Origin of the sequence: Kocuria nitroreducens (assembly GCF_042879195.1) — a bacterium.
GTDB lineage: Bacteria > Actinomycetota > Actinomycetes > Actinomycetales > Micrococcaceae > Kocuria > Kocuria nitroreducens.
Window position 1 is genome coordinate 1 of the sequence record NZ_JBHZTC010000048.1, and the last position, 5,455, is coordinate 5,455.

6 protein-coding genes and 1 pseudogene are annotated in these 5,455 nt (G+C 66.6%); 5 read left to right on the forward strand and 2 right to left on the reverse strand.

From position 1 onward, the window contains the following. Positions 1 to 164: 164 nt before the first annotated feature. Positions 165 to 452, forward strand: a pseudogene (locus ACFYE1_RS17110) (IS3 family transposase); the annotation flags it as partial. 130 nt (positions 453 to 582) lie between these two features. Here ACFYE1_RS17110 and ACFYE1_RS17115 read toward each other — a convergent pair. Next, complete coding sequence (locus ACFYE1_RS17115) at positions 583 to 1,056, reverse strand: hypothetical protein (RefSeq protein WP_387745637.1); 474 nt, start codon at positions 1,054 to 1,056, stop codon at positions 583 to 585. A gap of 153 nt (positions 1,057 to 1,209) precedes the next feature. Here ACFYE1_RS17115 and ACFYE1_RS17120 point away from each other — a divergent pair, with 153 nt between their 5' ends. Continuing rightward, a complete protein-coding gene (locus ACFYE1_RS17120; RefSeq protein ID WP_387745639.1) occupies positions 1,210 to 2,493 on the forward strand; it encodes a sensor histidine kinase in 1,284 nt (427 codons plus the stop codon). Then, a complete protein-coding gene (locus ACFYE1_RS17125; protein ID WP_387745642.1) occupies positions 2,490 to 3,092 on the forward strand; it encodes a response regulator transcription factor in 603 nt (200 codons plus the stop codon). Before ACFYE1_RS17120 ends, ACFYE1_RS17125 begins: the two co-directional genes overlap by 4 nt. Positions 3,093 to 3,241: 149 nt before the next feature. Here ACFYE1_RS17125 and ACFYE1_RS17130 read toward each other — a convergent pair whose 3' ends face one another. Then, positions 3,242 to 4,246: a CPBP family intramembrane glutamic endopeptidase gene (locus ACFYE1_RS17130; protein ID WP_387745645.1), complete on the reverse strand. Its 1,005-nt coding sequence runs from the start codon at positions 4,244 to 4,246 to the stop codon at positions 3,242 to 3,244. 601 nt (positions 4,247 to 4,847) lie between these two features. Between ACFYE1_RS17130 and ACFYE1_RS17135 the strand changes: the two genes are divergently transcribed. After that, positions 4,848 to 5,024: a hypothetical protein gene (locus tag ACFYE1_RS17135; protein WP_387745648.1), complete on the forward strand. Its 177-nt coding sequence runs from the start codon at positions 4,848 to 4,850 to the stop codon at positions 5,022 to 5,024. Next, positions 5,011 to 5,148: a MerR family DNA-binding transcriptional regulator gene (locus tag ACFYE1_RS17140; protein ID WP_387745651.1), complete on the forward strand. Its 138-nt coding sequence runs from the start codon at positions 5,011 to 5,013 to the stop codon at positions 5,146 to 5,148. The genes ACFYE1_RS17135 and ACFYE1_RS17140 overlap by 14 nt, the downstream gene beginning before the upstream one ends. Positions 5,149 to 5,455: the final 307 nt, after the last annotated feature.

A 5,455-nucleotide genomic window follows, 5' to 3' on the forward strand; every position in this document is an offset into this window, starting at 1 on the left:
ACTACATCGCCAGATCACTGCTGGAGACCGGCGGGTTCAGGCCGCGACTACACCTTGGATTCTGAAGAGCCGGAAATCCCTCGGATGGGCCACTCCGACCGAACGACTCCGTGATCTACTGGAGCTCAGCTGAACGGCAGGTGTTGCGACGACCGGTTGAATACGCCCAATTTCGCGCCCGGAAGTTCGTACACGAGCTCGCCCAGCACGACCTCGTGGGATCCATGGGCCGGGTCGGAGCGTGCGCCGACAACGCCGCCATGGAGTCGTTCTTCGCACTGCTCCAAAAGAACGTCCTCGATCGGCAGCGCTGGGGAACCCGAGAGGAGCTGCGGCTGGCGATCGTGACCTGGATCGAGAAGACCTACCACCGCCGGCGCCGGCAACGCCGTCTCGGTCGCCTCACGCCAGTCGAATTTGAGACCATCAATCACGGCCTCCGAGCCGCCTGAAAACCGTCAACCCCGAGAGTCAGGGAAAGTCGGGGCAGTCCCCTCCCCGTCCCGCGGAGTACGGGCGAAAGCCGCAGGTGCCACCGGTGTTGCTGGCTATGCCGGGGGCCGGTACCGACGTTCTGCCTGTTCAGGCAGTGGCGAGGAAGTTGATGCCCAGGGTCGCCAGGACGCCGAAGGCGGTGCCCCAGATGATGATGGAGATGGTCTGCCAGAGGATGACGGCGTTCTTGGGCGCGCCGAAGGAAACCAGGGCCATGGAGGTGATCTGGCTGGGCAGGATGGTCTGGCCCAGCAAGCTCACGCCGGCCACCCCGTATTTGTCGAAGGCTCGGCGCAGTTTCTGCCGTCGGGGCGAAGGCTCCTTTTTGGGGCGGGCGACTTTGTTTCGGATGGCGTCGGCGCTGAGTACGAGAGCGAGCATGGAAGCGATGTTGCCCAGTATCGCGGCGAGGATGGCCACCGGTGGCGTGATGCCGGCGATTACGCCGATCACCGAGCCCCCATAGGACTCGACGAAGGGAATAGCTCCCGCAACCATCACGCCCAGCCATTGCAGCAGCGGTGGCAGCGATGTGGTGAAGTCTTGCAGCGTCTCGATCACGGTCGGTCCTTTCCTACAGCGATGCCCCGGAATGTGGGGATAGTTCGATCGTGGTGCAGTAGCCAGACCCCCGGTAGGCACGTGCTGTCATCGACCGGAGGGGCGTTCCCTCCGTCGGGACCGTGACGTTTGTCAGTGCCCTACGCTGGGGTCGTGCAGACCGAGATCGTGCCTACTCCCCGTCACGACGACGCGAACGCTGACCCCGCACCTCGGGCGTCGGGGGTGCGCGCGACCTGGCTCTACACCCTGGGGTCGATCGTGTTCTGCGTCCTGGTGATGCACGCGATGGTTCTGGTGTTCCTGGTGGCGGGTACGGCCTCGGGGGCCGGGGGGCTGCAGTGGCTGGTGCTCGCGCTGATGGTGGTCTCCACCGTCACGGTGCTGCGTTTCTGCTGGTTCCTCGAGCGCGGGCTGGGCTCCGGGTTGCCCGGACCGAGGGAGCTGGTGGTGTTGTTCGTTCCGCCGGTGGTGTTGTGGGTGGTTTCGCTGGCCGAGCCGCGCCTGGTGCTGTTGACGGCTTTTCCCTTGTGGTCGGCGGTCAACGTCGTCGCCGCGCTGCTGTCCGCCCGGGTCCGATGGATGATGCTGTTGGGCGGAGGCTTGGCCGTGGTGGCCCATCCGGTGATTCACAGCATCCTGCATCCAGGACTACTCGTGGAAAATCTGCCGGTGGAACCGGCCAGGCTGGTGTCGTTGACGCTTTATACGGTGATGTTGCCGCTGATGGTGCTGGGAAGCCTGTGGTGGTGGCAGGTCGTGGTCCGCCTGGATGAAAGCCGCCGGCTGGCTGGGGACCTGGCTGTGGCTCAGGAGCGGTTGCGGTTCGCTGCGGACCTGCACGATATCCAGGGCCACCACCTGCAGGTCATCGCGTTGAAGGCCGAGCTGGCCGAACGCCTGCTGGAGACCGACCCGGCCACGGCCAAGGCGAATATCCACGAGACCCGCCTCCTGGCTCGCACCGCTCTGGAGGAGACCCGGTCACTGGTCCAGGGATACCGCCAGGTCGGCCTCGCCGAGGAGCTGGCCAACGCCGCCGACGTCCTGGACGCGGCCGGCATCGACTGCCGTCTGCACGCCGATGCCACCGCTGTTGGTACTGAGCAGGAGCATCTGTTGGGGTTGGTGGTTCGTGAGGCGACGACCAACATCCTGCGGCACAGCCATGCCAACCAGGCGTCCATCAACCTGAGCCGGGACGGCCAGGACGTGGTGCTGGAGATTTGCAACGACGGCCTCGACCGCACTTCCGTCCCAGGGCCCGGTGCGCGCTCGGCCACCCCGGCCCCCGCAGGGTCAGTCACGGGGACCGGACTCACAGGACTGCGAACCCGCCTCGCCGGCGCCGGCGGGATCCTGCGGGCCCGAGTGCTCAACGACCGGTTCGTGCTGCGTGCGGTTCTGCCCGCCGCATCCCATGGAGGCGCTGGTTGATACGGGTGTTGCTGGCCGACGACGAGCAGCTCATCCGGAGTGCTCTGGAAGCACTGCTGAATCTGGAGCCCGATCTCGAGGTTGTGGCCAGCACCGATAACAGCACCGACGCGGTGACACTGGCCCAGGACACCGTCCCCGACGTGTGTCTGCTGGATCTGGAGATGCCACCCGCTGACGGGCTGGAAGCCGCCGCCCAGATCCTGGCCACCGTGCCCACCAAGGTCGTGATCGTCACCCGCCACGCCCGCCCCGGGGTGCTGCGCCGGGCTCTGGCCACCCGGGTGAGCGGATTCGTCACGAAGTCCACCCCGGCCCAGGACCTGGCCACCGTCATCCGTCACATCACCTCCGGCAAACGTTACGTGGACCCCGAGATCGCCGCCGCCGCCCTGACCGCCGAACGATGCCCGTTGACCGACCGGGAACTCGACGTGCTCCGGCACAGCCGCACCACGGCCAGCGTCCAGCAGATCGCCACACACCTGCACCTGGCCCCCGGCACGGTGCGCAACTATCTGTCCACCGCGATGGGCAAACTGGGTGCCCGCTCACGTCACGAAGCCGCTGAAAAAGCCTGGGAGAACGGCTGGATCTGACCCCCGACCTCTGCCAAAAGCTAACGCGTTGCTCCTGGGACCTGAGGGCGTGCGCCAGTCCACCGCGCCCGTCCAAGGCGATGGCGAACGCGTTGAGCGCGGCCTTCCATCGGATGACCCAGCGTGCGCGAGCGCGCCCGGGGCGGGCGTCAGGTCGGCCGGCCCCGGGTGGCGGGTGTGGCGTCCTGGCTCGACGTGCGCACGGGAGTTAGTTGTGGCCCGTCGTGCCTGGTGCGGTACCAGATGACGACGGTGATGATCGCCAGCAGGACGACTGGAATGAGGAAGACGATGGAGCCGACACCGGAGGAACGGTCCGTCGACGCGGCGAGGTCGGCGTGCAGCACCAGTGCCAGCAGGAGCCCGAAGACGTTGTTGGCAGCGTGCAGCACAACCGCGGTCTCGATGCCGCCCGTACGCCAGGTGATGAGCGCGAACGCTGTGCCGACAGCCAGGAACTGGAGGTTAAGCCAGATGTCGGTGGACAGGTGGATCGTGGCGAACAGCACGGCAGAGACGGCGACGCCCAGGGTGAGTGCGGAACGCGGTCCACGGCCCCAGCTCGCGGCGACCCGGAAGATCAGGCCGCGGTACCCGTACTCCTCCCCCGCGCTCTGCAGCGGCACGATGACGATCGTGACCACGAACATGAACAAGAGATCGGCCACCGCCCAGCTCGCCGCTGGGGACGGCTGCAGGGCGGAGAGGAGAGTTATGTAGATCGCCCAAACCGGTACCAGGAACAGGATCGCTCGGCCCAGAACCGCGGGGCGGAACGCCAGGACCACGGAGTGCAGCGAACTGCCCTTGACGCCGTACAGCCAGCGCTGGACGAACATGCTCCACGGGATGAGCAGCGCGGTGGAGGCATAGGTCGTGGCCAGCGTGACCGGTGTGAAATCGGTTCCACCGGTCACGATGCTGTCTCGCCCGAGCATGAGGTCGATCTGACCTCCGAGCTGCCCGAAGACGAAACCGAAGCCCACGAGGCCGGCATGCAAGAGCACGATCGCGAGGATGCCGCGCCCGATGCGGCGCTGATCGCGCGCGAGCACCAGGTGGTACGGCACGCCCTCAGGGACTGATCTCGGCTGACCCGCCGAGCCATCGGCGGACGAGCTCGCGGCCAACGACGTCTTGAACAGGGAAGGCATAATGCGTCTCCTCAAGAAGGTGTGTGTCGACAGGGTGCGTCACGATGATCAAGCAGCGGGAGTATCTACTGGGTCAAGTGGTATGGCATTGGATGGGGCGGGGCTCGGCCGGCGCCGCTCCCCGGTCGGAGCCGCTGCCGACCGGCACGCCGTCCGGCGCCAGAACCTTCTCTGCGCGCCGAGTCACGACGGCATCGCGCGCACCGGAGCTGTTGCCGGCGATCGCGGCGACTACAGGTGGATGATGCCGATCGCCGCCCTGCCTTCGCCCTCGATGAAGGGGATCGCGCCCGCGGCCGCGACGATGAACGGCTGGACGCCGTCGAGCACCTGCGCGGTGAGGTCCTGGAGGGTGTCCGATGAGGCTCATGGCGTGCTCCGGTCGGTGTGGGCGTCAGGGTGTTCCCCAGGCTGACTCCAGTCCACCGGTCGGACACGCATCTCAGAAGTGCCTGGCTGTCACTGCTTTCGGGGCCTTTTGCATGCCGCACCCGTGACATGTGTCATGCGCGTATCCTGAGCGGATGAGCAGCCAGCCGGAGCGCGCCGCCGCCGCCTCGGCGGCAGTGGAAGCCCGCAACGCCACGGCTCACCCGGAACATTGACGGTCGCCGCCCCGGCCGGGATCGCGCTGGCCGGCGTGCTGGCGGCCGTCGAGTACCCACTGCTCGCCGGGTTCAGCGTCGCCGGAGTACGGATCCTCGTGCTACTGGACATGATCGCCTCGCGTGCACTGCGCGACCTGGAACCGATACAGCTGTCCGATGCTCAGCAGTGAACTCGCCGACCTGGCCGGCGTCACCCTGCGCACACTGCGCCACTACCACCAGATCGGGCTGATGACCCGCCGCCTCGCTCCCGCACCAGGACGCCGACCATGGCAACCGAACACCACCAAATGACTCCTTTCCCAACACATACCAAGAAAGCGTTGCCCCCCTTTGACCCACCCGGCGACGATGCCCGCACGGGAACGAGGCGGGGTTCGCAACCAGGAAGTGGGACGATCCCCTGTAGCTCGACGAGACGTCTCGCGTCCCCTGCCTTGAGGGATAGACGGCAATTCGCACTGCGGCGCGGCCTGAGCTATAGAAGCAGTCAGCACGCATGACCACGGCAAGTGAACAGTAACTAATCTGGCCCTTCACAGATGAGCATGGGTAGGTGTCTTTCTCCACGGCCGGTGTCCGCCGGCGGCGAGCAGGGCCC

What these genes read in the sequence shown, in the direction of transcription:
- ACFYE1_RS17140 (WP_387745651.1), top strand. Translation starts at nt 5,011, where the DNA reads ATGCTCAGCAGTGAACTCGCCGACCTGGCCGGCGTCACCCTGCGCACA.
- ACFYE1_RS17130 (WP_387745645.1), bottom strand. Translation starts at nt 4,246, where the DNA reads ATGCCTTCCCTGTTCAAGACGTCGTTGGCCGCGAGCTCGTCCGCCGAT.